Annotated in this window: 26 protein-coding genes; 8 read left to right on the top strand and 18 right to left on the bottom strand. The window is 55.0% G+C overall.

The window, feature by feature from the left end; translation table 11 throughout:
- Nucleotides 1-194: 194 nt before the first annotated feature.
- Entirely contained in the window at nucleotides 195-761 is a 567-nt protein-coding gene (gene gmhB, locus M8318_RS00795; protein WP_166181641.1) for a D-glycero-beta-D-manno-heptose 1,7-bisphosphate 7-phosphatase, read from the bottom strand.
- A 187-nt stretch (nucleotides 762-948) separates the two neighbouring features.
- Here gmhB and metN point away from each other — a divergent pair, with 187 nt between their 5' ends.
- The 6 genes from metN to proS all read left to right on the top strand — a co-directional run bounded on the left by metN (nucleotide 949) and on the right by proS (nucleotide 6,527).
- Nucleotides 949-1,980 (top strand): methionine ABC transporter ATP-binding protein MetN, encoded by a 1,032-nt coding sequence (gene metN, locus M8318_RS00800; RefSeq protein ID WP_262660653.1) that lies wholly within the window; start codon nucleotides 949-951, stop codon nucleotides 1,978-1,980.
- The gene (locus tag M8318_RS00805) at nucleotides 1,973-2,626 is read left to right on the top strand and encodes a methionine ABC transporter permease MetI (RefSeq protein ID WP_106994321.1); all 654 of its coding nucleotides are present in this window, start codon (nucleotides 1,973-1,975) and stop codon (nucleotides 2,624-2,626) included. The genes metN and M8318_RS00805 overlap by 8 nt, the downstream gene beginning before the upstream one ends.
- A 39-nt stretch (nucleotides 2,627-2,665) precedes the next feature.
- The gene (gene metQ, locus M8318_RS00810) at nucleotides 2,666-3,481 is read left to right on the top strand and encodes a methionine ABC transporter substrate-binding lipoprotein MetQ (protein ID WP_106994320.1); all 816 of its coding nucleotides are present in this window, start codon (nucleotides 2,666-2,668) and stop codon (nucleotides 3,479-3,481) included.
- 107 nt (nucleotides 3,482-3,588) lie between these two features.
- A complete protein-coding gene (rcsF, locus tag M8318_RS00815) occupies nucleotides 3,589-3,993 on the top strand; it encodes an Rcs stress response system protein RcsF (RefSeq protein WP_106994319.1) in 405 nt (134 codons plus the stop codon).
- Entirely contained in the window at nucleotides 3,990-4,697 is a 708-nt protein-coding gene (gene tsaA, locus M8318_RS00820) for a tRNA (N6-threonylcarbamoyladenosine(37)-N6)-methyltransferase TrmO (protein ID WP_262660654.1), read from the top strand. Before rcsF ends, tsaA begins: the two co-directional genes overlap by 4 nt.
- A gap of 111 nt (nucleotides 4,698-4,808) precedes the next feature.
- Nucleotides 4,809-6,527: a proline--tRNA ligase gene (gene proS, locus M8318_RS00825; protein WP_262660655.1), complete on the top strand. Its 1,719-nt coding sequence runs from the start codon at nucleotides 4,809-4,811 to the stop codon at nucleotides 6,525-6,527.
- A gap of 40 nt (nucleotides 6,528-6,567) precedes the next feature.
- Here the strand turns inward: proS and nlpE are convergent, their stop codons facing one another.
- The 3 genes from nlpE to M8318_RS00840 are packed head-to-tail and all read right to left on the bottom strand — an operon-like array spanning nucleotide 6,568 to nucleotide 8,257.
- Nucleotides 6,568-7,266 carry an envelope stress response activation lipoprotein NlpE gene (gene nlpE, locus M8318_RS00830; RefSeq protein WP_262660656.1) on the bottom strand — a complete coding sequence of 233 codons (699 nt, stop codon included), beginning with the start codon at nucleotides 7,264-7,266 and terminating at the stop codon, nucleotides 6,568-6,570.
- A 26-nt stretch (nucleotides 7,267-7,292) separates the two neighbouring features.
- Nucleotides 7,293-7,715, bottom strand: coding sequence for an alternative ribosome rescue aminoacyl-tRNA hydrolase ArfB (gene arfB, locus M8318_RS00835; protein ID WP_262660657.1), 423 nt, complete (start codon nucleotides 7,713-7,715; stop codon nucleotides 7,293-7,295).
- A complete protein-coding gene (locus M8318_RS00840) occupies nucleotides 7,712-8,257 on the bottom strand; it encodes a YaeQ family protein (RefSeq protein ID WP_142488311.1) in 546 nt (181 codons plus the stop codon). Before M8318_RS00840 ends, arfB begins: the two co-directional genes overlap by 4 nt.
- Before the next feature lie 198 nt (nucleotides 8,258-8,455).
- On the opposite strand from M8318_RS00840, the gene M8318_RS00845 reads away from it, so the two are divergent.
- Nucleotides 8,456-8,656 (top strand): YaeP family protein, encoded by a 201-nt coding sequence (locus tag M8318_RS00845; RefSeq protein WP_142488310.1) that lies wholly within the window; start codon nucleotides 8,456-8,458, stop codon nucleotides 8,654-8,656.
- A complete protein-coding gene (gene rof, locus M8318_RS00850; RefSeq protein WP_059308693.1) occupies nucleotides 8,643-8,903 on the top strand; it encodes a Rho-binding antiterminator in 261 nt (86 codons plus the stop codon). Before M8318_RS00845 ends, rof begins: the two co-directional genes overlap by 14 nt.
- A gap of 28 nt (nucleotides 8,904-8,931) precedes the next feature.
- Here the strand turns inward: rof and tilS are convergent, their stop codons facing one another.
- From tilS to cdsA, 14 genes are all read right to left on the bottom strand, one after another.
- On the bottom strand, nucleotides 8,932-10,224 hold the full coding sequence (gene tilS, locus M8318_RS00855; RefSeq protein ID WP_262660660.1) for a tRNA lysidine(34) synthetase TilS: 1,293 nt from the start codon (nucleotides 10,222-10,224) through the stop codon (nucleotides 8,932-8,934).
- A 62-nt stretch (nucleotides 10,225-10,286) separates the two neighbouring features.
- Nucleotides 10,287-10,676 carry a VOC family protein gene (locus M8318_RS00860; protein ID WP_262660661.1) on the bottom strand — a complete coding sequence of 130 codons (390 nt, stop codon included), beginning with the start codon at nucleotides 10,674-10,676 and terminating at the stop codon, nucleotides 10,287-10,289.
- A 59-nt stretch (nucleotides 10,677-10,735) separates the two neighbouring features.
- On the bottom strand, nucleotides 10,736-12,874 hold the full coding sequence (locus tag M8318_RS00865; RefSeq protein WP_262660663.1) for a lysine decarboxylase LdcC: 2,139 nt from the start codon (nucleotides 12,872-12,874) through the stop codon (nucleotides 10,736-10,738).
- A gap of 100 nt (nucleotides 12,875-12,974) precedes the next feature.
- Nucleotides 12,975-13,934 (bottom strand): acetyl-CoA carboxylase carboxyl transferase subunit alpha, encoded by a 960-nt coding sequence (gene accA / locus M8318_RS00870; protein ID WP_106994311.1) that lies wholly within the window; start codon nucleotides 13,932-13,934, stop codon nucleotides 12,975-12,977.
- 12 nt (nucleotides 13,935-13,946) lie between these two features.
- Nucleotides 13,947-17,429 carry a DNA polymerase III subunit alpha gene (gene dnaE, locus M8318_RS00875; RefSeq protein ID WP_262660664.1) on the bottom strand — a complete coding sequence of 1,161 codons (3,483 nt, stop codon included), beginning with the start codon at nucleotides 17,427-17,429 and terminating at the stop codon, nucleotides 13,947-13,949.
- A 34-nt stretch (nucleotides 17,430-17,463) separates the two neighbouring features.
- On the bottom strand, nucleotides 17,464-18,060 hold the full coding sequence (rnhB, locus tag M8318_RS00880) for a ribonuclease HII (protein ID WP_262660665.1): 597 nt from the start codon (nucleotides 18,058-18,060) through the stop codon (nucleotides 17,464-17,466).
- Nucleotides 18,057-19,205 (bottom strand): lipid-A-disaccharide synthase, encoded by a 1,149-nt coding sequence (gene lpxB / locus M8318_RS00885; protein WP_106994308.1) that lies wholly within the window; start codon nucleotides 19,203-19,205, stop codon nucleotides 18,057-18,059. The genes rnhB and lpxB overlap by 4 nt, the downstream gene beginning before the upstream one ends.
- Nucleotides 19,205-19,993, bottom strand: coding sequence for an acyl-ACP--UDP-N-acetylglucosamine O-acyltransferase (gene lpxA / locus M8318_RS00890; protein WP_032616625.1), 789 nt, complete (start codon nucleotides 19,991-19,993; stop codon nucleotides 19,205-19,207). The genes lpxB and lpxA overlap by 1 nt, the downstream gene beginning before the upstream one ends.
- A 3-nt stretch (nucleotides 19,994-19,996) precedes the next feature.
- A complete protein-coding gene (gene fabZ, locus M8318_RS00895) occupies nucleotides 19,997-20,452 on the bottom strand; it encodes a 3-hydroxyacyl-ACP dehydratase FabZ (protein ID WP_007373234.1) in 456 nt (151 codons plus the stop codon).
- A 102-nt stretch (nucleotides 20,453-20,554) separates the two neighbouring features.
- Nucleotides 20,555-21,580: a UDP-3-O-(3-hydroxymyristoyl)glucosamine N-acyltransferase gene (lpxD, locus tag M8318_RS00900; protein WP_262660666.1), complete on the bottom strand. Its 1,026-nt coding sequence runs from the start codon at nucleotides 21,578-21,580 to the stop codon at nucleotides 20,555-20,557.
- Between the two features lie 3 nt (nucleotides 21,581-21,583).
- Nucleotides 21,584-22,078, bottom strand: a complete 495-nt coding sequence (skp, locus tag M8318_RS00905; protein ID WP_225759553.1) for a molecular chaperone Skp — start codon at nucleotides 22,076-22,078, stop codon at nucleotides 21,584-21,586.
- A gap of 118 nt (nucleotides 22,079-22,196) precedes the next feature.
- Nucleotides 22,197-24,614 carry an outer membrane protein assembly factor BamA gene (gene bamA / locus M8318_RS00910; protein ID WP_106994305.1) on the bottom strand — a complete coding sequence of 806 codons (2,418 nt, stop codon included), beginning with the start codon at nucleotides 24,612-24,614 and terminating at the stop codon, nucleotides 22,197-22,199.
- A 29-nt stretch (nucleotides 24,615-24,643) separates the two neighbouring features.
- Nucleotides 24,644-25,996, bottom strand: a complete 1,353-nt coding sequence (gene rseP, locus M8318_RS00915) for a sigma E protease regulator RseP (RefSeq protein WP_262660667.1) — start codon at nucleotides 25,994-25,996, stop codon at nucleotides 24,644-24,646.
- 11 nt (nucleotides 25,997-26,007) lie between these two features.
- Nucleotides 26,008-26,865 carry a phosphatidate cytidylyltransferase gene (gene cdsA, locus M8318_RS00920; protein WP_262660668.1) on the bottom strand — a complete coding sequence of 286 codons (858 nt, stop codon included), beginning with the start codon at nucleotides 26,863-26,865 and terminating at the stop codon, nucleotides 26,008-26,010.
- Between the last annotated feature and the right edge of the window lies 1 nt (nucleotide 26,866).

Consider the following 26,866-nt stretch of genomic DNA (forward strand, 5'->3'; position numbering starts at 1 on the left):
AGGTGGCGTATATTACGCCTTCCTCTTTCAGAGTCAAGCGTTTATTTTCGCTTTTCTCTTCAACCGACCCGGCTGTTTGTGTGAAGTGATTCACATCTGCCGTGTCGATGGAGGCGCATTATAGGGAGTTCTCTGGCAGTGACAAGCGGAAAACGACAATTTTATTTCAACCGCTCACCTTTTCGCCACAACGTCTATTTTTGCTGCTTTTTGATGGTTTCCGGCAGCGCCGCCAGGCTATTAATCACCCAATCCGCTGCATTTTCTGCTTCTGGCGTGACGGGTTTACCAGTACGCACCAGAATTTTATGGCCTATACCTGCCGCGGCAGCTGCCTGCATATCTTCCAGTTTGTCGCCCACCATATATGAAGCACTCATATCTATATGAAGGAACTCTTGTGCCGAGATGAGCATGCCCGGATGCGGTTTACGGCAATCACAGGTCTGACGATACTCTTCTACGGTTCCCTGCGGGTGATGAGGACAATAATAGATGCCGTCCAGGTCAACGCCACGATCGGCCAGTGACCAGTCCATCCATTCGGTTAATGTCTCAAACTGTGCTTCGGTGAATTTACCGCGCGCGATGCCTGACTGGTTGGTTACTACCACCAGCGCAAAACCCATCTCTTTTAATTCACGCATGGCATCAATAACGCCATCGATGAATTCAAATTCGTCTATCTCATGCACGTAGCCATGATCGACATTAATCGTGCCATCACGATCGAGAAAAATTGCGGGTACTGATTTTGCCACCGGTTTGCTCCTGAAAAGGGATGTCCGGCTAGTATCTCACGAATCACCACGCAATAAAGTGCTCATCGCGCAGAGTTGGATTGATTTAGACGTCTGGATGCCTTAACATCCGTTTTGTTGACGGTCATCGCCCGTACAAGGCAGCAGAAAATGCCACGGCTAACTTACATACGATAAAAATAATCTAATGATTAAACTTTCGAATATCACCAAAGTGTTCCAGCAAGGGAACCGAACCATACAGGCGTTGAACAACGTTAGCCTGCATGTTCCGGCTGGACAAATTTATGGCGTCATTGGCGCCTCCGGTGCAGGTAAAAGTACGCTCATCCGTTGCGTTAACCTGCTCGAACGCCCGACTCAAGGTCAGGTACAGGTTGATGGCCAGGAGCTGACAACCCTTTCCGAAACGGATTTAACCAAAGCGCGCCGCCAGATTGGCATGATCTTCCAGCACTTTAACCTGCTCTCTTCGCGCACCGTGTTTGGCAACGTCGCCCTGCCGCTGGAGCTGGACAATACGCCAAAAGACGAAATCAAACGTCGCGTCACCGAGTTGCTGGATCTGGTCGGCCTGAGCGATAAGCATGATATCTACCCGGCAAACTTATCCGGCGGCCAAAAACAGCGCGTGGCCATTGCGCGTGCGCTGGCAAGCAATCCAAAAGTGTTGCTCTGTGACGAAGCCACCAGCGCCCTGGATCCGGCAACCACCCGCTCAATTCTGGAACTGCTGAAAGACATTAACCGTCGCCTGGGGCTGACCATCCTCCTTATTACGCACGAGATGGACGTGGTTAAACGCATCTGCGACTGCGTCGCGGTGATCAGCAACGGTGAAATGATTGAACAAGACTCCGTCAGCGAAGTGTTCTCGCATCCTAAAACCCCGCTGGCGCAACAGTTTATCCAGGCCACGCTGCATCTGGATATTCCGGAAGATTATCTGGCGCGTCTGAAAACGCAGCCGGAAGCCGACAGCGTTCCGATGCTGCGAATGGAGTTTACCGGCAAATCAGTGGATGCCCCGCTGCTGTCTGAAACCGCCCGTCGTTTCAACGTGAACAACAACATTATTAGTGCGCAGATGGATTACGCCGGTGGCGTGAAGTTCGGCATCATGCTGACCGAAATGCACGGCACGCAGCAGGATACGCAGGCCGCTATCGCCTGGCTGCAAGAGCATCATGTAAAAGTAGAGGTACTGGGTTATGTCTGAGCCAATGATGTGGTTGCTGGTACGCGGCGTATGGGAAACGCTGGCGATGACCTTCGTATCCGGTTTTTTCGGTTTTGTGATTGGTCTGCCGGTGGGCGTCCTGCTGTATGTCACCCGCCCAGGGCAAATTATTGAGAACGCAAAACTGTATCGCACGCTCTCTGCGCTGGTGAACATCTTCCGTTCGATTCCCTTCATTATTCTGCTGGTGTGGATGATTCCCTTTACCCGCGTTATTGTGGGGACCTCCATCGGCCTGCAGGCGGCGATTGTTCCCCTGACCGTGGGCGCTGCCCCGTTTATCGCCCGTATGGTCGAGAACGCGCTGTTAGAGATCCCGTCGGGTCTGATTGAAGCGTCACGCGCCATGGGTGCAACGCCGATGCAGATCGTTCGCAAAATCTTACTGCCAGAAGCCCTGCCGGGTCTGGTCAATGCGGCAACCATCACGCTGATTACCCTGGTGGGTTACTCAGCGATGGGCGGTGCTGTAGGTGCAGGCGGTCTGGGTCAGATCGGTTATCAGTATGGCTACATTGGCTACAATGCTACCGTGATGAATACCGTACTGGTCCTGCTGGTTGTGCTGGTTTATCTCATTCAACTCTCTGGCGATCGCATCGTCCGGGCTGTTACGCACAAATAACGTTACACAATACAAACTCGACGAGTTAAGGATAAGAACATGGCGTTTAAATTGAAGACCTTTGCTGCGGTAGGCGCGCTGATCGGCTCTCTGGCACTGGTAGGCTGCGGCCAGGATGAAAAAGATCCAAACCACATCAAAGTGGGCGTTATCGTCGGTGCGGAACAGCAGGTTGCAGAGACGGCAGCCAAAGTGGCGAAAGAGAAGTATGGCCTCGACGTTGAGCTGGTGACCTTTAACGATTACGTTCTGCCGAACGAAGCGCTGAGCAAAGGCGATATCGACGCTAACGCCTTCCAGCACAAACCGTATCTGGATCAGCAGATCAAAGATCGTGGCTACAAGCTGGTTGCGGCCGGGCACACCTTCGTTTACCCCATCGCGGGCTACTCCAAGAAAATTAAATCGTTAGAGGAGCTGCAGGACGGTTCTCAGGTTGCAGTCCCGAACGACCCAACTAACCTTGGCCGTTCTCTGCTGCTGCTGCAGAAAGTGGGCCTGATTAAACTGAAAGACGGTGTTGGCCTGCTGCCAACCGTTCTGGACGTGACTGAGAACCCAAAAAACCTGAAAATTGTTGAGCTGGAAGCCCCACAGCTGCCACGCTCTCTGGATGATGCGCAGATTGCCCTGGCAGTTATCAACACCACTTACGCCAGCCAGATCAACCTGACCCCAGCCAAAGACGGCATCTTCGTTGAAGACAAAGAGTCCCCGTACGTTAACCTGATCGTTACCCGCGAAGACAACAAAGACGCGGAAAACGTGAAGAAATTCGTACAGGCTTACCAGTCTGACGAAGTTTACCAGGAAGCCAACAAAGTCTTTAACGGCGGCGCAGTTAAAGGCTGGTAATCTGACCTTTGTGTAATATCATTCATGACGGGCGAAAGCCCGTCTTGTCATTTATGCAGGCAACTGATTCAATATCTGACGATTTGATTATTCATAGAGGAAATATTATGCGTGCTTTACCGATCTGTCTTTTAGCACTGATGCTGAGCGGCTGTTCTATGCTAAGCAGATCTCCTGTTGAACCTGTTAAAAGCACAGCAACCCCGCCTAAAGTGGAGCCTGAAAAGCCAAAAGCGCCCCGCCCTGCCCCGGTCAGAATCTATACCAGTGCTGAAGCCTTAGTGGGTAAACCGTTCCGCGATCTGGGTGAAGTCTCCGGCGAATCTTGCCAGGCCAGCAATCAGGACTCTCCTCCGAATATCCCAACTGCGCGTAAACGCATGCAGGTCAATGCCTCTAAAATGAAAGCCAATGCGGTTCTGCTGCACAGCTGTGAAGTGACCAGCGGCACGCCAGGCTGCTACCGCCAGGCCGTTTGCGTGGGTTCTGCCCTTAACGTCTCGGCAAAATGAGTGCATTCCAGTTCGAGCAGATAGGCGTTATCCGCTCGCCCTATAAAGAGAAGTTTGCTGTCCCCCGCCAGCCCGGGCTGGTAAAAAGCGGTGGCGGCGAACTTCATTTGATCGCGCCGTATAATCAGGCCGATGCCGTGCGCGGACTGGAAGCCTTTAGCCACCTGTGGGTGCTGTTCATCTTTCATCAGACCATGGCAGGCGGCTGGCGACCGACCGTGCGCCCGCCTCGTCTCGGCGGTAACGCCAGGATGGGGGTATTTGCCACGCGCTCGACCTTCCGTCCGAATCCTGTAGGTATGTCCCTCGTTGAGCTGAAAGGCATCCGCTGTCAGAAGGATCAGGTGATCCTCGAGCTGGGCAGTCTGGATCTGGTCGACGGCACGCCGGTGGTGGATATCAAACCCTACCTGCCCTTTGCCGAAGCTTTACCGGATGCGCGTGCCAGCTATGCCCAGCAGGCCCCGCAGGCGGATATGCCCGTTTACTTTACCGACGAGTTGACCCCCCGGTTAATCCAGCTGGAAAAGCGCTACCCTAGTCTGCGGGATTTTATCGTCGAAGTGCTGGCACAGGACCCTCGCCCCGCCTATCGCAAAGAAGAAGAGACCGGGAAAACCTACGCCGTTCTGCTGCTGGATTTTAATGTTCGCTGGCGCGTCACGGCGGCAGGCTTCGAAGTGTTTGCCCTCGAGCCGCAGTAATTTTATTCTCTTCTCTTTTGGCATCATTGCCACACTGGTAAACTAAACCACTTTTTTTGTGTCAGGCTGCCGGTCAGCCTGTTCCAATCGTCGAAATGGAACCGTAACAACATGCGTACTAGCCAATACCTGCTCTCCACACTGAAGGAGACACCTGCCGACGCCGAAGTTATCAGCCACCAGCTGATGCTGCGCGCCGGGATGATCCGTAAGCTGGCCTCCGGGTTGTATACCTGGTTGCCGACCGGCCTGCGCGTCCTGAGAAAAGTCGAGAACATCGTGCGTGAAGAGATGGATAACGCCGGTGCCATTGAGGTGTCCATGCCTGTTGTTCAGCCCGCTGACCTGTGGGCGGAGAGCGGCCGTTGGGAGCAGTACGGTCCCGAGCTGCTGCGCTTTGTTGACCGCGGCGAACGTCCGTTTGTTCTGGGCCCGACGCATGAAGAAGTGATCACCGACCTGATCCGTAACGAGCTTAGCTCTTACAAGCAGCTGCCGCTGAACTTCTATCAGATCCAGACCAAATTCCGTGACGAAGTGCGTCCACGTTTTGGCGTGATGCGCTCCCGTGAGTTCCTTATGAAGGATGCGTACTCCTTCCATACCTCACAGGAATCTCTGCAAGAGACCTATGACAAGATGTACAACGCGTACAGCAAAATCTTCACCCGTATGGGTCTGGATTTCCGTGCTGTGCAGGCCGATACCGGTTCCATCGGCGGTAGCGCATCTCATGAATTCCAGGTACTGGCGCAGAGCGGCGAAGACGATGTGATCTTCTCTGATACCTCTGATTACGCTGCGAACATTGAGTTTGCTGAAGCGCTGGCACCAACAGCGCCACGCGCGGCAGCCACTGAAGCGATGACCCAGGTTGATACGCCGAATGCCAAAACCATCGCCGAGCTGGTTGAGCAGTTCAATCTGCCGGTTGAAAAAACCGTGAAAACCCTGCTGGTGAAAGCGGTTGAAGGCAGCAGCTATCCGCTGGTTGCCCTGCTGGTTCGTGGCGATCACGAGCTGAACGAAGTGAAAGCAGAAAAACTGCCGCAGGTTGCCAGCCCGCTGACCTTCGCGACCGAAGCGGAAATCCGTGCGGTGGTGAATGCAGGTCCAGGTTCGCTCGGCCCGGTCAATATGCCGATCCCGGTGGTGATTGACCGTACCGTTGCGGCGATGAGCGATTTCGCTGCCGGCGCTAACGTGGATGGTAAGCACTTCTTTGGCATCAACTGGGATCGCGATGTTGCAATGCCAGAAGTGGCAGATATCCGTAACGTAGTCGCAGGCGATCCGAGTCCGGATGGCCAGGGCGTGCTGCAGATCAAACGCGGTATCGAAGTGGGTCACATCTTCCAGCTGGGCACCAAGTACTCCCAGGCGCTGAACGCATCAGTGCAGGGCGAAGATGGCCGTAACCAGATCCTGACCATGGGTTGCTACGGTATCGGGGTAACACGTGTGGTGGCTGCGGCGATTGAGCAGAACCACGACGAGCGCGGTATCGTCTGGCCGGACAACATTGCGCCGTTCCAGGTGGCGATCCTACCGATGAATATGCACAAGTCCTACCGCGTGCAGGAGCTGGCCGAGAAGCTCTACAGCGAGCTGCGTGCGCAGGGTATCGAAGTGCTGATGGACGATCGTAAAGAGCGTCCGGGCGTGATGTTTGCCGATATGGAACTGATCGGTATTCCACACACCGTGGTCATTGGCGATCGCAACCTCGACAACGACGAGATCGAATATAAATATCGTCGTAACGGTGAGAAGCAGATGATTAAAACCGGTGACGTGCTTGATTACCTGGTGAAAGCCATCAAGGGCTAAGCCACAAAAAACCCCGCTCCGGCGGGGTTTTTTATTTCAGCTATTTGCTGTCGCAATTCTTACCCGCTTCAAACCTGGCCTTCCGGTCCGGCACCAGCTTTTTCACTCTCTCCCCACTATCCGGGTTGGCTTCCAGCGTAAAGTGGCCGTCAACCGTCAGCAGTACCGGTTTAGTATCATTCCCGCGCGCCGCCGCATAATCCCGCTCCAGCTGGGCGTTATTCGCCACGCTCACCTTTTTGCCGGTGGCACAGTCGGTGAAGATCGCTGCATCAGCCATATAGAAATACATGCCGCGCATCGCCATTGGCGTCGCGGGCAGCGCGGCGGTGACCGGCGCAAGCGTGTAGTTAAACTGCGACGCTATAGGGTTGCCCTGTGTATCGAGCATCTCCAGCCCTTCGCCTTTGGCGCGGAAATAGCGCTTTTCGCCCGCCGTATCCGTCAGTACCAGCTTATCGGCGGTACGGGCCCAGGTACCATAGCTGGCAAACGAGGAAGGTGCTTTGCCGCCCTGGTAGTGTTGGTTCATCACCCAAGAGCCATCTTTTTCCAGAAACAGCGAGGTTTCGATACCTTCGCAATCGGCGCAGGGCAAGACGCCACGCCAGCTCTGCTGCATCGGTTTTAACGCCTCGGCCTGGGCTGGTTCCAGCGCCTGCGTTTCTGCACGGTTATGGCACCCCATCAGGATGAACAGCGTGCTTGCTGCCACCACTGAGAATATCGCTGTTTTCACTCTCAATTCCTTATCATATCCGCCCGTTAATCCTGCGAGCGGCGAACTTTGCCACGCAGCGACTTAACGGACGATTTCTGTGATTTCGAAGCCAGACGGCGCTCTTTCGAGGCGCGGGTCGGGCGGGTGGCCCGACGGCTTTTTTGTACTACGGTTAACTCCTGAATCAGCGCCATCAGCCGGGCCAGCGCCGCCTCCCGGTTCATCTCCTGGCTGCGGTACTCCTGGGCCTTGATGATAATCACCCCTTCGCTGGTGATCAGATGATGGCTGGCGGCCAGCAGGCGTTCTTTATAGTACTCTGGCAGGCTGGATGCCCGAATGTCAAAGCGCAGATGAATGGCCGTTGAGGTTTTATTCACATGCTGGCCGCCCGCGCCCTGTGCGCGGATCGCAGTGATCTCCACTTCATTATCAGGAAGAGTGACAGTTCGGGACAGAACAATCATGAGCGGGACTGCCAGGCTTCAGGATGGATTTCCAGATTATTCTCAGCATCCGATAACCAGATGGCGCCATCCTGAATCGTCGCCTGCAGGATCATGGTCCGCCCGGCAAAGGCACTCAGCGCCGCAAGCTGCTCATCATTCAGATACCAGACCGAGAGGTTATTGAATTGTGAGCATTTATTCTTGTTCTGCTGCCACCAGATCTCTGCGGCGCGGCTGTTGTAAGTGAAGAGCGCCACTTCGGCAGACTGGGTGCAGGCTTTCTTAATGCGGCGCTCATCCGGCAGGCCGAGTTCGATCCACAGATCGATGCCCAGATGATCGTTGAGCAGCCAGGCTTCCGGCTCGTCTTCGGCACTTAATCCGCGGGTAAACTGCAGCCGCTCGTTGGCGTACTTAATCCATGCCAGCAGGCGCAGCATCATGCGCTCCTGCGTTTCTGATGGATGACGCGCCAGCGTCAGGGTCGCATCCAGAAACTGATTGCGGTCTAAATCCGCCACATTGACCGCGGCTTTGTAAATTGTCGCTTTAAGCGCCATGAGAGAACTCCTTTCGAATCAGGTGCGCATTGTAGCGAAATCTCCGCCAAAAGGCTGTTACAGGCTCGCGAATCTCTGCGACATCAACCTGCTGATATTGCTTAAATGAGTATGGTATAGTCACCTTGCTAAACCGGGTTTATGCTCGTAGGCTTAATTGTATCTCACAGTAAAGTCAGTGCGCTGGCAGGAGGGGATGTGAATAATTATTGTGAGTTAATTCGCAAACGGTATGCGGAAATTGCCAGCGGCGATCTGGGGTATATCCCCGATGCGTTGGGCTGTGTATTGAAAGTTCTGAATGAAATGGCGTCGGATGACACGCTTTCAGAATCGGTCAGAGAAAAAGCAGCATATGCTGCTGCGAATTTACTGGTGAGCGATTATGTCAATGAATGAAACTTATCAACCCATCAATTGCGATGACTATGACAACCTCGAACTCGCCTGCCAGCATCATCTGGTTCTGACGCTGGCGTTAAAAGATGGCGAAGTCCTGAAGGCTAAGGCGAACGATCTGGTATCCCGTAAAAATGTGGAGTACCTGGTGGTCGAGGATGGCGGCGCAACGCGTGAACTCCGTCTCGATAAAATTGCCAGCTTCAGTCATCCCGAAATCGGCACCGTCGTGGTGAGCGAGTCCTAATCCGCTGTAACGGGCAGCCCGCTGTCCGTTACGCTTTCCACTCCAGCTGTACGCCCGTTTCCGTATCCGCCGCGCCTTCCAGCGTTACAAATACCCCAGCAGCCGCGACCAGCGTTTCGCCGTAAAACAGCAGCGGAGTGGTATCCCGACGCCAGGGGGCAATGTTAAGCTCCTGCCAGATTTTTTTGATCTTACGTCCACCGTTTCGCCCGACAATGTGCAGCACTCCGCTGGCCTGGAAACGTACCGTCACCGGCTCATCGCCCCGGGGCAGACGAAGATTGCCGCCAGCACTAAGATGAAGCGTGCCCAATTCTTCCGGCAGTAGCAGGGGCTTTTCTAAGGAGGGCCAGTCGATAATCCGATCGGCCAGCGAGGCGTGGCTTTTTACCCACCACAGTTGCCCCTTAAAGCGCCTGATCTCTCCCTCGCCGGAACGCAGCCGCGGTGTCGCATCCTCCCGGGCCAGCGCCACTTCGTTCCAGAGCCGGGTGAGCATGGCGCGGGACGGCATTAAGGCTCCGTGCGCCGCCAGCCATCTTCGCAGCAGCGCTGCTCGACGCACCGCACTCATCGCCTCCAGCGGCGCGATAGCCAGCGCCCCGTCGTCGGAAACCAGGGTCGATAGCTCATCTGCCAACAGCTCATCAAGCAGCTGCTCCTGCTCCGCGCACAGCGTGGCGCTGCGGGAGGTGGCCTGGGAAAAATGCGGCCAGCGTTGTGCCAGCAGGGGGACGACGCGCAGACGCAGGAAATTGCGGTCATAGCTGTCGTCCTGGTTACTTTCATCCTCTATCCAGCGCAACCCATGCTTTTGCCCCCAGCGCAGGAGGGATTCACGCGTCTCGCCGAGCAGGGGACGGATCTGTTCGGTATCAGCAAAACGCCCCCGCACGGGCATGGCCGACAGTCCCGCCGGGCCGCTGCCGCGCTTGAGCGCCAGCAGAAAGGTTTCACACTGATCGTCCAAATGTTGCGCCGTAACCAGCGCTTCACCGGGCAAAAGAGCCTCGCGAAAGGCAGTATAACGCGCCTTACGCGCCTGCGCTTCCAGCCCCAACCCCTCTTCCGCCAGCGTCACTCGCGCCACGATCAGCGGGATAGCCCATTCGTGACAGAGGCGTTCGCAATGCGCGATCCAGCTGTCAGCGTGCGGGCTCAGACCATGATGAACATGGATAGCCCGCAGTTCGAGACCGGGCGCCTGTTCACGCCAGCGCATCAACTGATGCAGCAAAACCGTGGAATCCAGGCCACCGCTAAATCCCACCAGCAGTCGGCGGTACGGGTGAAGGGCTTGCTGAAGATCGGCTGTGATCATGGTCGTCATCTGTGCAGGAAGATGCCCGGCACGTTACCGGGCAATTCCCAGGGAGGCAAGCGTTACTGCTGGTACAACTCCAGCGGCAGGCCGTCCGGATCGTTGAAGAAGGTGAAGCGTTTTCCGGTGAAGGGATCGATACGAATGGCTTCACACTTTACGCTATGGGCTTCAAGATGCTGCACGGCCTGGTCGATGTCGTCCACGCTAAAGGCGAGGTGACGCAAACCGCAGGCTTCCGGCCGGGACGGGCGCGCCGGCGGGAAGGGGAACGAAAACAGCTCAATGACGTACTGGCCGTTCAGCGCCAGGTCGCCCTTCCAGGAGTCGCGCTCTGGGCGGTAAAACTCACTCTGCAGGGTAAATCCCAGCGTATCGCAGTAAAACGCCTTACTCGCGGCGTAGTCGGTGGCAATAATTGCAATATGGTGAACCTGCTTTAAGCCCAGCATAGTCTCTCCTTTTTAATGTGCCTGAACGTTATATCCGAACACCCATGCCGTGCAAGGGGTCACTGCGCTTTTAAGACCCGTACCCGGTAGATGCCGTTTTCATCCCGTTTGGCACCATGGATATCGGTTTCGAACCCCGGATAGTGACGGCCAATCGAGCAGAGCATAAGCAGAAAATCGAGCACCGCCCTGCTCTGCTCGGTGATCATCTCTCCTGGCATCAACAGCGGCACACCTGGCGGATAAGGCAGGATCATGTTGGCCGAGATCCGCCCGACAAGATCCTCAAGATCGACCGTTTCCACCTCTCCTTTCACCTGCTGCTGCCAGGCGTGGTGCGGGGTGAGCTTCATTTCCGGCAGAACGTCAAACGCCTGCAGCATCAGCCGCGGCAGATCGTGCTGGCGGATCAATTTATGGATCCCCTGAGCCAGATCCTGAATGCGCATGTTGCGGTAAAAGTCAGGATCCTCGGCGTAGAGATCCGGCAGCATGTTTTTGACCCGCAGGTTCAGATCGTAGGCGCGCTTAAACTCCATCAGCCCGCGCAGCAGTCCCATCGCCCGGGTTTTGTCGATACCGATGCTGAACAAAAACAGCAGGTTATACGGCCCGGTCTTTTCAACCACTACGCCGCGCTCATCAAGGAACTTCGCCACCAGCGCCGCCGGGATCCCCTCCTCGCTCATGACCCCCTGCTCGTCCATGCCCGGCGTGAGAATGGTGACTTTGACCGGGTCGAGGAACATATGATCCGCATCAGCATCGCGGAAGCCGTGCCAGCTCTCCCCCGGCGCAACCGGCCAGCATTCGGCTTCGTCGATATCGTCCGGCTGCCAGATATCGAAGAACCAGCCGTCGGCTTCATCTTTAAGGCGCTGGACCTCCTTGCGAAAATGCAGGGCGCGCTCAACGGAGCGGTTGATCAGACGTTTACCGGGATTCCCGCGCAGCATCGCCGCGGCGGTTTCAATCGAGGCCACCAGCGGATAGCTCGGCGAGGTGGTGGTGTGCATCATAAAGGCTTCGTTGAAGGTCTCTTCATCGTATTCACCTTTGATATGAATAAGCGAGGCCTGGGAGAACGCGGCCAGCATCTTGTGCGTGGACTGGGTTTCAAAGAACACTTTTCCCGGCACCCGATCGCCGCTCATCCCGCTTTTACCGGCATAGATCGGGTGGAAATTGGTGTAGGGCACCCACGCAGAGTCAAAGTGGATTGAGGGCACATCCAGGGTCTGTTTTACCCAGTTGGTGTTGTAGAGCAAACCGTCATAGGTGGAGTTGGTGATCACCGCGTGAACCGGCCAGCTTGCCCCCGGCACGGCAGCCACTTTGCTCTCAATCGCAGCATGGGAAAACTCCCGACGCGGGATCCCGCCGAGAATGCCCAGCGCATTACGGGTGGGCGACAGCCAGATCGGCACTACGTCACTCATCATCAACAGATGCGCCAGCGACTTGTGGCAGTTGCGGTCAATCAGTAGCGTACTGCCGTCCGGTGCGGCGTACATGCCGACAATCTTGTTCGAAGTTGAGGTGCCGTTGGTCACCATATAACTCTGCTCAGCACCAAAGGTGCGGGCGATATACTCTTCGGCTTCGAGATGCGGGCCGGTATGATCCAGCAGCGATCCCAGTTCCGTCACCGAGATCGACACATCCGCCTTCAGCGTGTTCCCGCCAAAGAAGTCATAGAACAGACAGCCCACCGGGCTTTTCTGATACGCCGTTCCCGCCATATGCCCTGGGGTGCAGAAGGTATACTTCCCCTCTTTCACATAGGTGAAAAGCGCGCGGGTAAACGGCGGGGTGATGGTATCCAGGTACTCGCCGGTATATTGCTGTATGCGGGTAGCAATATCCTCAGCCACCCCCAGCGAATATTCGAAGAACCACAGCGCCATGCGCATATCATGGGCGCTGACGTCCATCGTGGAGTGGGTATTGATAAAGGCGTACAGCGGCAGATATTCATTGAGTTGATTGATATCGCTGCACAGCTCGAGGTCGTATTCGTCCCAGTCGAAGATGACGCCGCAAATACGCGGGTTGTGTTCGATGAACTTCAGTAGATCGGCGCTGTTCTGCGGCCAGATAAGTTGAAACCCGCGTGACCTTAACGCCTGCTCCAGCTCCTTGATGGGTTCGTCTTTATAAAAGACGCCGTGCGGTCCCATAATGGCAATGATGTTCACGGTATACCTCCTTAAAAAACATTCACTAAGCATAGTTGAGGTAAACCGCAGACATAAAAAAAGCCGCAACGATGTGCGGCTTTTCGGAGTATGACCTGACTTATGCGTAACCGTAGCTCATCAGACGCTGGTAACGACGGTTAAGCAGATCTTCTTTGCTCAGCACGTCGAGATCTGCGAGGTCAGCCAGCAGCTGAGCCTTCAGAGAGGCGGCCATCACTTCCGGCTTACGGTGCGCGCCACCCAGTGGTTCCGGGATAACGGTATCGATCAGCTTCAGCTCTTTCAGACGCGGGGCGATAATGCCCATCGCTTCGGCAGCCAGCGGCGCTTTGTCGGCGCTTTTCCACAGAATGGATGCACAGCCTTCCGGGGAGATAACGGAATAGGTGCTGTACTGCAGCATATTCACTTTATCGCCCACGCCAATCGCCAGCGCACCACCGGAACCACCTTCACCGATAACGGTGCAGATGACCGGCACGCTCAGGCGTGACATTTCGCGCAGGTTGCGGGCAATCGCTTCAGACTGACCGCGCTCTTCTGCACCGACGCCAGGGTATGCACCCGGGGTGTCGATAAAGGTGATGATCGGCATGTTGAAACGCTCGGCCATCTCCATCAGACGCAGTGCTTTACGATAACCCTCTGGCGCTGGCATCCCGAAATTGCGGCGAATTTTTTCTTTGGTTTCGCGCCCTTTCTGGTGGCCAATAATCATCACCGGACGACCGTCGAGGCGTGCGATACCGCCAACGATAGCTTTATCGTCGGCATAAGCGCGATCGCCTGCCAGCTCGTCGAATTCATCGAACGCCAGGCGGACATAATCCAGGGTGTACGGACGCTGTGGATGGCGCGCCATCTGGGCAACCTGCCATGCGCCGAGATCGGCAAAGATTTTGCGCGTCAGTTCTACGCTTTTTTCACGCAGACGATGCACTTCTTCGTCGATGTTAATATCCAGTTTTTCATCCTGACGGCCAACGGCGGTCAGAGAATCGATTTTCGCTTCCAGCTCTGCAATCGGCTGTTCGAAATCAAGGAAATTCAGACTCATAGTATTCCTGTATTAGTCAAACTCCAGTTCCACCTGCTCCGAACCAATGAGGCCACGCAGATCGTTAAGTAAACGATCGCTCGGAGAGACACGCCACGACGCACCAAAGCGCAACCGTGCACGCGCATCCGCCCTCTGATAGTAGAGATGTACTGGAATGGTCCCCGAGCGGTGGGGTTCCAGAGACTGACGGAGTCGGTTTAAAAGCTGGTCATCAATTTGCCTGTCCGTCAGCGAGATAGCAAGCCCGCGAGCATATTTTTCCCGGGCTTCGTCAATGTCCATCACTTCGCGGGCGGTCATTTTAAGCCCCCCGCTGAAGTCATCAAAGCTGACCTGTCCGCTGACGATAAGTATGCGGTCTTTTTCCAGCAACTGCTGGTATTTATCCAGTGCGTCAGTGAATAACATCACCTCCAGCCGCCCGGAACGGTCATCCAGCGTACAGATGCCGATACGATTGCCGCGCTTGGTGACCATAACCCTCGCGGCAATGACGAGCCCCGCAGCCGTGGTCATCTTACCACGTTCTGTCGGATGCATGTCTTTCAGCCGGTAGCCTCCGACATAGCGCTCAATTTCTTTAAGATACTGGTTGATCGGGTGCCCGGTCAGGTACAGACCCAGCGTTTCACGCTCGCCGTCCAGCACCGTCTGTTCCGGCCACGGTTGACAGCTGGCGTAGGACTGTTCGATCTGCTCCGGCTCTTCAGCCAGCACGCCGAACATATCCGCCTGACCAATGGCTTCGGCTTTCGAGTGCTGATCGGCGGCCTTCAGGGCGTCGGCCAGCGAGTTCATCAGCGCGGCGCGATGCGGCCCCAGACGGTCAAACGCCCCGGACATGATCAGCTTTTCCAGCACCCGACGGTTAAGCTTTTTAATATCGGTCCGCGCGCACAGGTCGAACAGCTCGCGGAAGTAGCCGCCCTGGTTACGGGCTTCGATGATCGCTTCGATTGGGCCTTCACCCACGCCTTTAATGGCGCCGATACCGTACACAATCTCCCCGTCGTCGTTAACGTGGAAATGGTACAGACCGGAGTTGATGTCCGGGGGCAGGATCTTCAGCCCCATGCGCCAGCACTCGTCCACCAGGCCAACCACTTTCTCGGTGTTGTCCATATCGGCGGTCATTACCGCGGCCATAAATTCTGCCGGGTAGTGGGCTTTCAGCCACAGCGTTTGGTAAGAGACTAATGCGTAAGCGGCGGAGTGTGACTTGTTAAAGCCGTATCCGGCGAATTTCTCTACCAGATCGAAGATTTTAATCGCCAGTTCGCCATCAACGCCGTTTTTCTTCGCCCCTTCTTCAAAGGTGCCGCGCTGCTTGGCCATCTCTTCCGGCTTTTTCTTACCCATCGCACGACGCAGCATGTCCGCGCCGCCGAGGGTGTAGCCGGAGAGCTCCTGGGCGATCTGCATCACCTGTTCCTGATACAGGATGATGCCGTAAGTCGGTTCCAGAACCGGTTTCAGGCACTCGTGCTGCCACTGCACGTCCGGGTAGGAGATCTCTTCCCGGCCATGCTTACGGTCGATAAAGTTATCTACCATCCCCGACTGCAACGGCCCCGGACGGAACAGCGCCACCAGAGCGATCATGTCTTCGAAGCAGTCAGGCTGCAGACGTTTGATCAGATCCTTCATGCCGCGGGATTCAAGCTGGAACACCGCGGTGGTTTCCGAGCGCTGCAGCATGTCGAAGCTTTTCTTGTCATCCAGCGGGATCGCCGCGATATCAATCGGCTCCAGGCCCTGTTTGGCCCGGCGCGGGTTGATCATCTTCAGCGCCCAGTCGATGATGGTGAGCGTACGCAAACCGAGGAAGTCAAACTTCACCAGCCCGGCGTATTCTACGTCGTTCTTATCGAACTGGGTGACCGGGTGCGAGCCGGTCTCATCGCAGTACAGCGGCGCAAAATCGGTAATTTTGGTCGGGGCAATCACCACCCCACCGGCGTGTTTACCGGCGTTACGGGTGACGCCTTCCAGCTTGCGCGCCATGTCGATCAGCGCTCTGACCTCTTCGTCGGCCTCGTAGATCTCCGGCAGCTGCGGTTCAGCTTCAAAAGCTTTCGCCAGGGTCATGCCCGGATCGGGCGGCACCAGCTTCGAGATGCGGTCGACAAAGCCATACGGATGCCCCAGCACGCGGCCCACGTCACGGATAACCGCTTTTGCCGCCATCGTACCGAAGGTAATAATCTGCGATACCGCATCGCGGCCGTACATGTCTGCCACGTGCTCAATAACCTGGTCGCGTTTCTCCATGCAGAAGTCGACGTCGAAGTCGGGCATCGAGACACGTTCCGGGTTAAGGAAACGTTCGAACAGCAGGTCAAACTCCAGCGGATCGAGATCGGTAATTTTCAGTGCATAGGCCACCAGCGAGCCGGCACCCGAACCACGGCCCGGCCCTACCGGTACGCCGTTGTCCTTCGACCACTGGATAAACTCCATCACGATCAGGAAGTAGCCGGGGAACCCCATCTGGTTGATAACCTGGAGTTCAATATCCAGACGCTCGTCATAGGCCGGGCGCTTTTCGGCGCGCACGGCCGGGTCCGGGAAGAGGAATTCCAGACGCTCTTCCAGACCCTCTTTCGATTTCACGACCAGGAAATCTTCCGTGGTCATGTCGCCAGTCGGGAACTGCGGCAGGAAGTACTCGCCCAGGCGGACGGTGACATTGCAGCGTTTGGCAATCTCTACGCTGTTTTCCAGCGCTTCCGGGATATCGGAGAACAGCTCGCACATCTCCTCTTCGCTGCGCATATACTGCTGCGGCGAATAGTTGCGCGGGCGTTTCGGATCGTCGAGGGTGAAGCCATCGTGGATGGCGACGCGAATTTCATGGGCGTCAAAATCGTCGGCGTTGATAAAGCGCACATCGTTGGACGCCACAACCGGCAGCCCATGCTGTTCTGCAAGGGCGACCGCAGCGTGCAGATAGCTCTCTTCATCCGGACGACCGGTGCGGATCAGCTCCAGATAGAAGCGATCCGGGAAATATTCTTTATAAAAATCGACGCACTGCTCAGCCAGCGCGTCATTGCCACGCAGCAGGCATCGACCGACGTCGCCCATGCGCCCGCCGGAGATCAGCAGCAATCCCTCGTTCAGCTCCGCCAGCCACTGGCGATCGATCCACGGCCCCTGCGGGCCGTAGCCACGCTGGTAGGCCCGGGAGATCAGCAGCGTCAGATTCTGGTAACCGGTGTTATTCATCGCCAGGACGCTGATCTGCGTCATTTCATCGGCGAGAAGCTCGCTCTGAACGTGAAAATCGGCACCAATCACCGGCTTCAAACCGGCACCGTGCGCCGTTCCGTAGAACTTCACCAGACCGCAGAGGTTGGTGAAGTCGGTGATCGCCAGCGCAGGCATGCCAAGCGCGGCCGCCTTTTTCACCAGCGGCCCGGTCTTCGCCAGCCCATCAATCATGGAATAGTCGCTGTGCACCCGCAGGTGTACGAAACGTGGTTCAGCCATCTTCAGATTCCGCGTTACTTATTGGCGTCTTGATTCAGGACACGAGTCCCAGTGCGCGTTTCACCGGCCCAAAACTGCGGCGGTGATGTTCAGTTGCGCCGTGTTTAGCCAGTCTTTCCAGGTGGAAAGCGGTAGGATACCCCTTATGCTGAGCAAAGCCATACTGGGGAAAAGTGAGATCCAGCGCGGCCATTTCGGCATCGCGGGAGACTTTGGCTATAATCGAGGCGGCGCTGATTTCGGCCACCCGACTGTCGCCTTTAACGACCGCCAGAGACGGCATGGGCAGCGCCGGACAACGATTTCCGTCGATCAGCACATACTCAGGTACCACGCTCAGCCCGGCCACCGCGCGCTGCATCGCCAGCATGGTGGCATGCAGGATATTCAGTTCGTCGATCTCATGCGGCTCCGCCCGCCCCAGACTCCAGGCCAGCGCTTTCTCTTTAATTTCATCGAACAGTGCCAGGCGGCGCTTTTCGGATAATTTCTTTGAGTCATTCAGACCGATAATCGGACGAGCAGGATCGAGGATCACCGCGGCAGTGACAACGGCACCCACCAGCGGCCCACGCCCCACTTCATCCACACCCGCCACCAGATGGGTGTGAGGGTAAACAAATTCCATCATTGTGCTAACTCCAGCACCGCGTCAGCCGCCTGTTCATCGGCATTACAGCGGATCTGCTGATGCAATTCCCGGAAGGTGTCATGCATTTCATGGCTGGTTTTGCCATCGGCCAGCAGCGGTAATAGCGCGGCGGCTAACGCCTGTGGCTGGCACTCATCCTGCAGCAGCTCTTTGACCAGCTCGCGGCGGGCAAGCAGGTTCGGCAGGGAGACATAATCGGTTTTCACCAGACGTTTCGCCAGCCAGAAGGTGAACGGCTTCATACGATAGCCTACCACCATCGGGCATTTCGCCAGCATGCACTCCAGCGCGGCGGTGCCGGATGCCAGCAGCGCGGCATCGCTGGCGACCATCGCCTCACGGCCTTTGCCATCCAACAGATGAACATGCAGATCCGGGGCGACCTCAGCCTTAATGCGCTCGAACTGTTCCCGGCGTTTGGCATTCACCAGCGGCACGACCACTTCGAGGTCAGGATAGGTCTGACGCAGGATCTGCGCCGTTTTCAGGAAATCTGCACTGAGCATTTCCACTTCAGCTCCACGACTGCCCGGCAACAGGGCCAGACAGTGAGCATCATGTGGAATACCGAGCACGTCTCGAGCCGCATTTTTATCGGGATCCAGCGGCATGGCATCAGCCATGGTGTGGCCGATAAAGCGGCACGGCACGTTGAATTTATCGTAAAACGCTTTTTCGAAAGGCAGGAAAGCCAGAACGAGATTCGTCGATCTGCCTATTTTGAAAACACGTTTCTGTCGCCACGCCCAGACGGACGGACTGACGTAATGGATGGTTTTGATCCCCTGCTTTTTCAGATTACCTTCGAGGGTAATGTTGAAATCAGGCGCATCAATGCCGACGAATACATCGGGCTGTAGTTCGGTAAAACGGCGCGTCAAATCGGCGCGGATATGCAGCAAACGGCGCAAGCGCCCCAGCACCTCGACGATACCCATCACCGCCAGCTCTTCCATCTCGTACCAGGCTTCACACCCTTCAGCCTGCATCAATGGACCAGCAACGCCGACAAAGCGCGCGTTGGGAACGCGCGCTTTGAGCGCTCGAATAAGACCGGCACCAAGAATATCGCCGGAGGTTTCTCCGGCGACAAGGGCGATCGTCAGCGGGCGACTATCAACCATTAACGAATCAGACCGCGAGTTGAGCGTGCGAAGAATTCCACAAACGCGTTCACCTCAGGATGCTGTTTCGCCAGTTCAGCGATTTCCGGCTTCGCCTCTTCCAGCGTTTTACCGTTACGGTAAAGCTGTTTGTAGGCGTTACGGATAGCCATAATCGCTTCACGGCTGAAGCCGCGACGCTTCAGGCCTTCGATGTTGACGCCAAACGGCGTCGCATGGTTGCCCTGCGCAATCACATACGGCGGGACGTCCTGCGCCACGCCGGAGCAGCCGCCAACCATCACGTGCGCACCAATGATGCAGAACTGATGGACCGCGGTCATGCCGCCAATGATGGCATGATCGTCAACTGATACGTGTCCCGCCAGCGTTGCGTTATTGGCGAGAATACAGCGGTTACCAACGGTACAGTCATGCGCGATATGCGCGTTGACCATAAACAGGTTATCGCTGCCCACCTTCGTCAATTCACCACCCTGTACTGTGCCACGATGAATGGTGACGCTTTCGCGAATGCGGTTACGATCGCCAATTTCCACACGGGTCGGTTCGCCAGCATATTTCAGATCCTGGTTAACTTCACCGATGGAGGCGAACTGATAGATCACGTTATCGCGGCCAATGGTCGTATGACCATTCACCACGACGTGAGATTTCAGTACGGTACCCTCACCAATTTCAACATGGGGTCCAACAATACAAAATGGACCAATGTGAACGTTAGCACCGATAACGGCGCCCTCTTCCACAATGGCGGTTGGATGAATAAAGGCGGTTTTATCAATCACGTATCAGGCCTCCCGGCTACGCGCGCACATCATGGTAGCTTCGCAAACAACTTTGCCGTCAACCAGAGCTACGCCTTTAAAGCGAGTCAGGCCGCGACGCGTTTTTTCAAAAGTCACTTCCATGATCATCTGATCACCAGGCACGACCGGGCGCTTAAAGCGCGCTTCGTCGATACCTGCGAAGTAATACAACTCACCCGGCTCCAGTTTACCAACGCTTTTAAACGCCAGAATACCGGTAGCCTGAGCCATCGCTTCCAGGATCAATACGCCCGGGAAGATAGGCTTCCCAGGGAAATGCCCCTGGAAGAATGGCTCGTTTACAGAAACATTTTTCACTGCGCGCAGAAAACGACCTTCTTCAAAATCCAGCACACGGTCTACCAGCAAAAACGGGTAGCGGTGCGGCAGAAGTTCTAAAATCTCTTCAATATGCAGAGTATGAGTGTCAGTAGTCAAAATACTCTTCCTGTCAAAATATCTGAATGGCAATAATAACACGGCCTGCCGGTTTATAAGAAAGCCGACAGGCCGGGAAGTGTGCGTTAAACGGGTGAACGCTTAGTTTTGTTGATCGATTTTGCGCTCAATGGCCTTGAGGCGCTTGCTCATATCATCAATATTCATTACCAGGGCAGCAGTTTTACGCCACGCCTTGTTAGGCTGCAACGGTATGCCTGAGGAGTAGACGCCCGGCTCAGTGATAGGACGCATAACCATGCCCATGCCTGTCACCGTGACTTTGTCGCATATTTCCATATGCCCGTTAATGACGCTGGCGCCGCCAATCATACAGTAACGGCCAATCTTCAGGCTGCCTGCCATAATAACGCCACCGGCAACCGCGGTATTGTCGCCAATCACAACGTTATGTGCAATCTGGCACTGGTTATCGATGATAACACCATTACCGATAATCGTGTCATCAAGCGCACCACGGTCAATGGTGGTACATGCGCCGATTTCGACACGATCGCCGATGATCACCCGTCCCAGCTGCGGGATCTTCACCCAGTTACCACGATCGTTGGCATAACCGAAACCATCCGAACCGATAACGGTGCTGGACTGGATCAGGCAATGTTCACCAATTTCGATCTCATGGTAAACGGAGACATTGGCCCACAGACGAGAGCCTGCACCAATTTTTGTTTTTTTACCCACGAAGCAACCGGCGCCAATCACCACGTTATCGCCCAGCACGACGTCTGATTCGATAACGGCATTGGCACCAATTGATACGTTGTTACCCAGCTGCGCCGTCGGATCAATCACCGCACTGGGTGCGATGTTCTGTGCCGGCTGCGGCGTGGTATCGAGAATTTGTGCCATACGGGCATACGTCAGGTAGGGATTCTTCACTACCAGCGCAGCACCTGCGGCAAACGGCAAATCGTCCTGCGTCAGTACGACAGCAGACGCCTGGCAAAGCGCCAGATGTTCACGGTACTTCGGGCTTACCATGAAGGTGATAGTGCCTGCTTTAGCAGACTGCATGGACGCAACAGCGGTGATGACGATATCGCCATCACCGTGTAATTCTGCATCCAACTGCTGAGCTAAATCAGCGAGTCGAATTGAAGGCATTACTTATTTAACCTGTTTCAGGACATCAGCGGTGATGTCTTTAACATCGCTGCTGTTGAATGCAACAGCGTTGGCATCAACAACCAGATCGATGTTCTGATCGGCAGCAACAGCTTTCACAGCAGACTGGATACGGGTAACCAGCTTGCCACGTTCTTCGTTAGAACGACGTTGACGATCCTGCTCAAAAGCTTGCGCTTTCTGAGAGAAGGTCTGACGCTGAGCCATTACGTCTTTTTCCACTTTGCTGCGCTCGCTCGCTTTCATGGTAGAACCATCGCGCTGCAGACGCTGCATTTTGGATTGCAGATCTTTTTCCATACCTTGCAGTTCGCTTGCACGGCCTTTGAACTCGTTCTCCAGCGTGGCAGAAACACCTGTTTTCTGCGCAACCTGCTGGAACAAGTTACCCATATTGACGATTGCAATTTTGTCCGCTGCCTGAGCAGAAGTTGCCATCGCTAAACCGAGACCTGCAGCTAATAACCACTTTTTCACAATTAACTCCTTACCATCCCATTGGTACCCGAAGGTACCGTTCTTTGCGTGGCAAGGCGATCCTGCGATCGCCAGTTGTCAGCGCTACACTGCCAACGCATTCCTTTGCGGCGGACAATTACCAGGTTTTACCAATATTAAACTGGAACTGCTCCGCTTTGTCTCCCTCGTATTTCTTAAACGGCTGGGCGTAGGAGAAGACCAACGGCCCCAGCGGTGACATCCATTGTAGTGCGAGACCCGCAGACATACGAATATTGCTCGGATCGCTGTAGTCCGGAATGCCTGCAGCACGGGTCGCACTGGTATTTTCCCAGTTAGTATCCCATACGGTACCCGCATCCAGGAAGAAGGAGGTACGTACGGAATTGGCATACTTATCGCTGATAAATGGCGTAGGCGTAATAAACTCCAGGCTGGCAACACCCATGGCGTTACCACCTACTGCATCATCAGAGCTACACACTTCGCTTGATGAAGCCTTATCGCAGTTATCTTCGTCATTGCCACCGTAATACGCTGCTTTCGGACCAATGTTGTTGGACTGGAAGCCACGCACGGTGCTTGAGCCGCCCGCGTAGAAGTTCTCGTAGAATGGCAGTTCTTTGCCACCTAAACCGTCGCCGTAACCCCAGCGCGTACGACCCAGAACCACCCATTTATGGTCTTCGTCGATCGGGAAGTAGGACGCGGTATCGAGGGTGACTTTATAGAACTCATTATCTGAGCCCGGAACCGTGACTTTACCGTTCAGGTTGACGCGCGAACCTTCGGTCGGGAAGAAACCACGGTCGAGGCGGTTGTACGTCCAGCCATAGTTGAAGGTGAAGTCATCGGCGGCAAAGCCGTTATCATCATTCGAGGTGCTGGCAGACTGTCCGATAGAATCCAGATAGCGCCACATTGCCACCTGCGGCTGCATGTTGGACAGGTCGTTATGCACATAACCTAAGCCAGCACGCAAGGTGTTGTATTCGTTAATCGGGAAGCCGAGCGTACCATCAACGCCGTAGCTTTTGTTGGTATACGAAGAGAGGTCCGCATCATCCGCTTTAAAGTCGTTATAGAAAATACGACCGCCCAGACTCACACCATCAACGGTGAAGTAAGGGTTAGTAACGGAGAGCTCAGAGTAGGTCTGGTAGTCGTTTTTGGTACCGTTGATACCGACGGAATAGCCAGTACCTAACCAGTTATCCTGCTGCACGCCTACCTGGAAGCTGACGCCACTTTCAGTACCGTAACCGACACCAAAGTTAAAGCTACCGGTATTACGCTCTTTAACCTTGTAGACGACATCTACCTGGTCCGGTCTACCTGGTACGCGCTGCGTATCAGTATCGACGGTTTCGAAATAACCCAGACGGTTCAGACGCTCTTTACCCTGGTCAACCAGATCGCTGCCCAGCCACGCCCCTTCCATCTGGCGCATTTCGCGGCGCAGAACAGAATCTTTGGAGGTGTCATTGCCTTCAAAGCGGATCTTACGAACGTAGAAACGGTTACCCGCATCAACGTTAACGTGGAGCTTAACGGTTTTATCCGTATCGTTGATTTCAGGCTGAGTCTGTACGCGTGGGTAAGCATAACCATAACGGCCGAGCAGCTTTTTAATGCCGTCTTCCATTTTGGTCACTTTCGCCCCGCTATACAGTTCACCCGGCTGCAGTTTGGTCAGACTTTCGATCTCGGCAGAGTGACCCGCGAGGTTACCACTCACTTCCACACCAGAAAGCTTGTACTGATCGCCTTCGGTAATGTTAACGGTGATGTAGATGCCTTTCTTGTCTGGCGTCAGGCTGACCTGAGTCGAGTCGATGTTGAAGCGCGCATAGCCGCGATCCAGATAGTAGCTGCGCAGGGTCTCGAGATCGCCTGCCAGTTTCTGTTTCTGGTATTTACGGTCGCCTACCACGTTCCACCACGGCACTTCGTCACGCAGCTGGAAGGTAGAGATCAGCTCGTCGGTGCTGAACGCATGGTTACCGACGATGTTAATCTGCTGGATCTTCGCGGAAACGCCTTCCTGGAACACCAGCTTCAGATCGACACGGTTACGTGGCAGCGGAGTCACAACCGCTTTGACGCTCGCGCTGTATTTACCGACGCTGTAGTAGAAATCTTCCAGCCCTTTCTCGATATCAGAGAGGGTGGTGCGATCCAGAGATTCGCCAACACGGACGCCAGAGGCCTCAAGGTTTTGCTTGAGCATGTCGTCTTTCACCGACTTGTTGCCGGAGAAAGTGATGCTGGCAATCGTTGGACGCTCTTTTACCTGAACCAACAGCGTATCACCATCGCGCAGGACGCGAACGTCCTCGAAGTTGCCAGTGGCAAACAGCGCACGAATGGTATTACTAATGTCTTCATCATTAACCGTGTCGCCTGGGCGCACTGGCATACTGAGGAGGGCCGCACCAACGGCGACACGCTGAAGGCCTTCGAAATGAATATCTTTCACTACGAACCCGTCAGCACCGTATACGGTCGCGCTGCTAAACAGCAGCGACGCTATGAGCAACTTTTTCATCGCCATCGTTATTATGCGTTCTTCCTAACACTCTCTTACAACCGAGAGAAATCATTGAAAAGTGCAAGCCCCATTAACAGCACCAGTAAAATCGAACCAATGCGATAACTAAAGTCTTGAACTCGCTCGGATACCGGTCCGCCTTTTAGCTTCTCAATCGCTAAAAACAGCAGATGACCCCCGTCTAAAACAGGCAGTGGGAACAGGTTTATTATCCCGAGGTTCACGCTAATGAGCGCAAGGAACATGAGATAGTAAATCACCCCGAACTCTGCTGACATCCCAGCCCCCTGAGCGATCGAAATCGGCCCACTGAGGTTGTTCAGTTTTACGTCACCGGTAATCAGTTTCCCCAGCATCTGCACGGTCAGCTTCATCAGTTGCCATGTTTTATCCGTGGCTTCAAGAATGGCGCTGAACGGCCCATACTGGCGTATTGTCTTGTACTCATCAGGCAGCGGAATCACTTTTGGCACCACGCCTGCAAAACCTTCGGCCTTTCCGCCACCCGATTTGGTATCTGGGATGAGCGTTAAAGAGAGCGGACTCCCCTGCCTTTCTATCTCCAGCGCCAGTGGCGTACCTGGATTATCACGCACCAGAGTAACAAAGGTCATCCACTGCGTTAAAGGTTGACCATCGACTTTAACGATCCTGTCGCCCGCTTGCAAACCTGCTTTACGCGCAGCGGAATCAGACTGGACTTCAGCGAGCACCGGTTCAATCTGCGCGCTGCGTGGGCGGATGCCTAACGCTGCAACGGGATCTTCTTTATCTGGCTCAAAGGTCCAGGTGCGTAAATTCAGGATTTTATCCTGACGCGCACTGGAACCGAAAGGTGACACGCTAACGGTCGTTTGCTCATCACCAATTTTGGCAACCAGTTGTAACCGCACGGCATCCCAATCAGGGGTTTCGATACCATCGATCGCTTTAAGTTCCATGCCCGGATTAATTTGCGCGCTTGCCGCGATGGAGTTGGGTGTTATTTCACCAACAACCGGACGAACGCCAGGGACACCGATGATAAACACCAGCCAGTAAGCAAAGATGGCGAAGATGAAGTTTGCCACCGGACCGGCAGCAATGATTGCGGCGCGCTGGCCAACGGTTTTGTTGTTGAACGCGTAATGGCGCACTTCAGGCGCCACTGGCTCGACGCGCTCATCCAGCATTTTGACGTAGCCGCCGAGTGGGATAAGGGCAATAACAAATTCTGTGCCGTGGCGATCGTTACGACGCCAGAGCGCTTTCCCAAAGCCAATTGAAAAGCGCTCTACACGCACGCCACAGCGCCGAGCAACCCAGAAATGGCCAAATTCATGCACCGTGATAAGTACACCCAGTGCAACAATGAACGCCGCCAGATTCCAGAGAATGCTAAGCATAAAACCTTCCGTTAAATCGTCCCAAACACCAGCAAAAACAGGCAGGCAAACACGGGAACCGCCGCCGTCAGGCTGTCTATACGATCCAGGATACCGCCGTGTCCTGGAATAAGATTGCCACTGTCTTTGATCCCTGCTTCACGCTTAAACATACTTTCGGTCAAATCACCCAGCACGGAAGCCAGCGCTGCGACGATAGAACAGACCAATAAAGTTGCCGGTGCGACCTCAAGGTTGGCCCAAACGCCATAACCCCAGGAGATAATCGCCGCCGTAAACAGACCGCCGATAAAGCCCTGCCAGGTTTTCCCCGGGGAGACCTTTGGTGCCAGTTTATGTTTGCCAAACAGTTTACCAAACATATAGGCGCCAGAGTCAGCCCCCCAGACGAGAATCATGACATACAGCAGCCATAACGCCCCGCTGTAAGGGTTATCGTCGTAGTGCCAGGTACGGAGGGCCAGCATTCCCCAGAAGAAAGGAACAATGGTGAACAGCCCAAAGCAGAGGCGCAGTAGTTTCGAATTACGCCACAGCGACGCAGAACCTGGGTAGAAGAGCACCAGCAGCAGAGCCACGAGCCACCATCCCAGCGAAAGCCAGAGCGAACCCGCGATTATCGGCTGATGAATATTGTGATGGTACTCTGGCAGCATAAAGAGCATCAGCGCCAGTATCAGTCCGCACAGCACCGCCAGCCATACCCGCTGAGAACGCGAGGTAAAGCCACTAAACTGCCCCCACTCCCACGCTGCCAGCATGCATACGACCAGTGTGACAATAGCGAAGCCCACCGGTGGCAGTAAAAACAGCGCCGCGATGACAACAGGTATTAAAACAAACGCAGAAATCAGGCGATACTTCAGCAAA

Origin of the sequence: Leclercia tamurae (assembly GCF_025566055.1) — a bacterium.
GTDB classification, from domain to species: Bacteria; Pseudomonadota; Gammaproteobacteria; order Enterobacterales; family Enterobacteriaceae; genus Enterobacter; species Enterobacter tamurae.

Coding starts and splice junctions, on each gene's coding strand:
- metN (WP_262660653.1), top strand. CDS start 949: ATGATTAAACTTTCGAATATCACCAAAGTGTTCCAGCAAGGGAACCGA.
- M8318_RS00805 (WP_106994321.1), top strand. CDS start 1,973: ATGTCTGAGCCAATGATGTGGTTGCTGGTACGCGGCGTATGGGAAACG.
- metQ (WP_106994320.1), top strand. CDS start 2,666: ATGGCGTTTAAATTGAAGACCTTTGCTGCGGTAGGCGCGCTGATCGGC.
- rcsF (WP_106994319.1), top strand. CDS start 3,589: ATGCGTGCTTTACCGATCTGTCTTTTAGCACTGATGCTGAGCGGCTGT.
- tsaA (WP_262660654.1), top strand. CDS start 3,990: ATGAGTGCATTCCAGTTCGAGCAGATAGGCGTTATCCGCTCGCCCTAT.
- proS (WP_262660655.1), top strand. CDS start 4,809: ATGCGTACTAGCCAATACCTGCTCTCCACACTGAAGGAGACACCTGCC.
- arfB (WP_262660657.1), bottom strand. CDS start 7,715: ATGATTGTTCTGTCCCGAACTGTCACTCTTCCTGATAATGAAGTGGAG.
- M8318_RS00840 (WP_142488311.1), bottom strand. CDS start 8,257: ATGGCGCTTAAAGCGACAATTTACAAAGCCGCGGTCAATGTGGCGGAT.
- rof (WP_059308693.1), top strand. CDS start 8,643: ATGTCAATGAATGAAACTTATCAACCCATCAATTGCGATGACTATGAC.
- tilS (WP_262660660.1), bottom strand. CDS start 10,224: ATGATCACAGCCGATCTTCAGCAAGCCCTTCACCCGTACCGCCGACTG.
- M8318_RS00860 (WP_262660661.1), bottom strand. CDS start 10,676: ATGCTGGGCTTAAAGCAGGTTCACCATATTGCAATTATTGCCACCGAC.
- accA (WP_106994311.1), bottom strand. CDS start 13,934: ATGAGTCTGAATTTCCTTGATTTCGAACAGCCGATTGCAGAGCTGGAA.
- dnaE (WP_262660664.1), bottom strand. CDS start 17,429: ATGGCTGAACCACGTTTCGTACACCTGCGGGTGCACAGCGACTATTCC.
- rnhB (WP_262660665.1), bottom strand. CDS start 18,060: ATGATGGAATTTGTTTACCCTCACACCCATCTGGTGGCGGGTGTGGAT.
- lpxB (WP_106994308.1), bottom strand. CDS start 19,205: ATGGTTGATAGTCGCCCGCTGACGATCGCCCTTGTCGCCGGAGAAACC.
- lpxD (WP_262660666.1), bottom strand. CDS start 21,580: ATGCCTTCAATTCGACTCGCTGATTTAGCTCAGCAGTTGGATGCAGAA.
- bamA (WP_106994305.1), bottom strand. CDS start 24,614: ATGGCGATGAAAAAGTTGCTCATAGCGTCGCTGCTGTTTAGCAGCGCG.
- rseP (WP_262660667.1), bottom strand. CDS start 25,996: ATGCTTAGCATTCTCTGGAATCTGGCGGCGTTCATTGTTGCACTGGGT.